General features: G+C 67.7%; 1 protein-coding gene. It reads right to left on the minus strand.

The features are described 5' to 3' along the window. Positions 1-2,990 (minus strand): calcium-binding protein (locus BR78_RS0120270; protein ID WP_029937512.1); only part of this gene is annotated, 2,990 nt, incomplete at its 3' end. Positions 2,991-3,267 lie beyond the last annotated feature (277 nt).

Consider the following 3,267-nt stretch of genomic DNA (forward strand, 5'->3'; position numbering starts at 1 on the left):
AAGCTGGTGCCGACGACATTCTCGATGCCCGAATAGCTGTCGCCCTCGGCATAGTTCCACGCGCCGACGCCCGCCTCCAGATTGACGACCACCGCGCCGAAATCGCCCGAATAGTCCGCCGTGTCCGTGCCCGCACCGCCGATCAGCGCGTCGACGCCCGCGCCGCCATGGAGCAGATCGTCGCCGCCCGCCCCGGCCAGCTGGTTGGCGCCCCCGTCGCCGGTCAGCAGGTCGTCATACTCGGTCCCGGTGACGTTTTCGATGCCCGAATAGCTGTCGCCCTCGGCATAGTTCCACGCGCCGACGCCGGCCGCGAGACTGACCATGACCGCGCCGAAATTGCCGCTGTAGTCGGCGGTGTCGTTTCCGGTGCCGCCGTTGAGCAGGTCGGCCCCCGCGCCGCCGCGCAGGATGTCGGCGCCCCCCGCGCCGCTTAGCGTGTCGTCGCCCGCCCCGCCGTCGAGCACGTTCGCCGCGCCGTTGCCGGTAAGCCAGTCGGCGAAGGCGGTGCCGGTGACATTCTCGATGTTGAACAGGCGATCGCCCTCGGCATAGTTCCATTGGCCGGTGCCGGTCGTCAGGTTGACGATGACGCTGCCGAAATTGCCCGCATAGTCGGCGGTGTCGATCCCCGCGCCGCCATAGAGATCGTCCGCGCCCGCGCCGCCCGCGAGCCGGTTGTTACCGTCATTGCCGCGCAGGATGTTGCGGAGCTCGTTGCCGGTGCCGTCGAAATTGCCCGCGCCACCGAGCTTCAGTTCCTCGACATTGGCGCCGAGCGTGAAGCTGGCCCCGGCCTCGACCACATCATAGCCTTCGTTCGCCAGCTCGATCACCACGTCCCCGGCGTCCACCCGATAGGTGTCGTCGTCGGCCCCGCCGCGCAGGATGTCGGCGCCCGCACCGCCGTCGAGCAGGTCCGCCCCCGCCCCGCCGAGCAGCGTGTCGTCGCCCCCGCGGCCCTCGATCACGTCGTTGCCGCCGCCACCGTCGAGCACGTTGGCCCCGTCGTTCCCGGCTATGGTCTGGGCGAATTCGTTGCCGGTGAAGTTGAGCGCCGGGTTCGGGTTCCAGGGCAAGGTCTCCATATCCCCGGAGCTCACCGTCACCCGCTCGATCGCCTGCCCCGCGGCCAGCACATAGTTCGCCGCGACGAGCAGCAGGTCGTTGCCTTCCCACGTCCCCTCGAACACCAGATCGCCGGCGTCGTCGACGACATAGGTGTCGTCGCCATAGCCGCCGTACAGCGAGTCATTGCCCGCATCGCCGCGCAGGACGTCGTTGCCGCCCATGCCATAGAGCAGGTCGTCGCCGGCGCCGCCGCGCAGCGTGTTCGCGCTGGCATTGCCGTCGATCCGGTTCGCCTCCTCATTGCCGGTGCCGTTGACCGCTGCCTCGCCGGTGAGCAGCAGGCGCTCGATATTCGCGCCGAGCGTGAAGCTGGCCGACGTGCGGATCTCGTCCACGCCGCCCCCGCTCACCTCGACCGCCTGGTCGCCGATGTCGTCGACGATATAGATGTCGTTGCCCGCGCCGCCGACCATCAGGTCGCCGCCCGCGCCGCCGTCGAGCGTGTCGTTGTCGTCGCCGCCGTCGAGCCAGTCGGCGCCGGCATCGCCCAGCAGCATGTCGTCGCCCTGGCCGCCGTTCAGCGTGTCGTTGCCCACGCCGCCCTCGATCCGGTCGACGCCGTCGAGGCCGTAGATCACGTCCTCGCCCGCACCGCCGAGCAGGGTGTCGATGCTGTTCGATCCGTAGAGGGTGTCGTCGCCGCCGCCGCCGTCGATCGTCCCCGCGATCGGCAGGCCGAGGCTGAGCGTGTCGCCGAATTCGCTACCGCGCACCCGCGTGACTCGCTCGATATTCTGGATCACGCCGCCGCCCAGGTTGAACGGACCGGTCCCGACCACCTGCGCCGCGCTGAAATTCACGCCCGCGCCCATCCCGCCGAACGAAAGCTGCAGCGAGTCGAAGCCCGAGCCGCCATCGGCATCGTCGCCATAGCCGATCGCGAGCAGATCATCGCCGCCGCCGCCGGTCAGCACATCCTTCTCGGTCCCGAGATCGTCGACCGGCGTATAATTGAACCCGGTGAAGTCGCCCGACACCAGGGTGTCGGCGCCGTCATGGCCGATCAACCGGTCCGCGCCGGCGCCGCCCGAGATCTGGTTGCCCACCGACGCGGCGCGGATCTCGTCATCGCCCTCCTCCCCATAGACACCGCCGCGATAATAGGTGTCGCCAAGGATGATCAGGTCGTTGCCCGATCCGCCATAGGTCGTGCCGTGCGCATAGATCGTGTCGTTGCCGGCGCCGCCATAAACGGTCGAGGACAGGCCCGCATTGGTGTAGATCGTGTCGTTGCCGGCGCCGCCGTCGAGCATCTGGAGATACTGGCTCGGCCGGCCGTCGAGCATATCGTCGCCCTCGCCGCCGAAGATCGCGTTCGTCCGGTAATCGGCGACGACCCGGTCGTTGCCGCCCATCGCATAGACGACCGCGCCGGGCGAATAGGTGCCGGTGTAGGACAGCGTGATGTCGTCGTCATAATTGCTGCCCTGCAGCCAGCCCACGCCTTCGATCCCGCTGATCGTGCCGCTGCCATTGGTCACGGTCGCCTGGCGGAAGTCGAGGGTGACGCCGCTGCCGGCGCCCATCAGGCTGAGATACAGCACGTCCTCATTCGCGCCGCCGTCGACAGTGTCGTTGAACCCGGCGAACAGATAATCCTCGCCGGCGCCGCCGTTCAGCGTGTCGGCCTCGGCGCCGGTGTCGAGCACCGGATTGTTGAGATAGTAAATGCTGTAGGGATAGCCGAAGCCCTGGTAGCGCGCGCCGGAGAACAGCACGTCCGATCCGTCGCCGCCGTTCAGAATATCGGAACCGCCGCCGCCCGCCAGGATGTCGTTGCCGCCATTGCCGTCCGCGATATCGTCGGCCGCCGTCCCTTCGAACACGTTGGCGTTATCGTCACCTATGAAATGCGCCACAGATCATTCCCCCCGATGATGCGCGCTCCCCTGCGCAAGCGTGAATTGAAGTCGAGCGATTGCAGTGTCAATCGCTCGACAGGCAAATGCCCGTCCCGTCCCCGGACGCCGACCACAGCTCGGTCGGAGCCTCGATCGCATCAACGCGGGGACGGGCGCGCCGAGCCGGCGCGATTCTTGTTTCGATCAGAACAGGAAATCTCCGCTGGCCAAATTGTTCAGCTGGACTCCCGCGAGTTGAAGGATGTTCCCCGCGTCGAGCGTGATGACGACGTCA

The sequence above is a fragment of the Sphingomonas sp. UNC305MFCol5.2 genome (genome assembly GCF_000712135.1).
In the GTDB taxonomy this organism is placed as follows: domain Bacteria; phylum Pseudomonadota; class Alphaproteobacteria; order Sphingomonadales; family Sphingomonadaceae; genus Sphingomonas.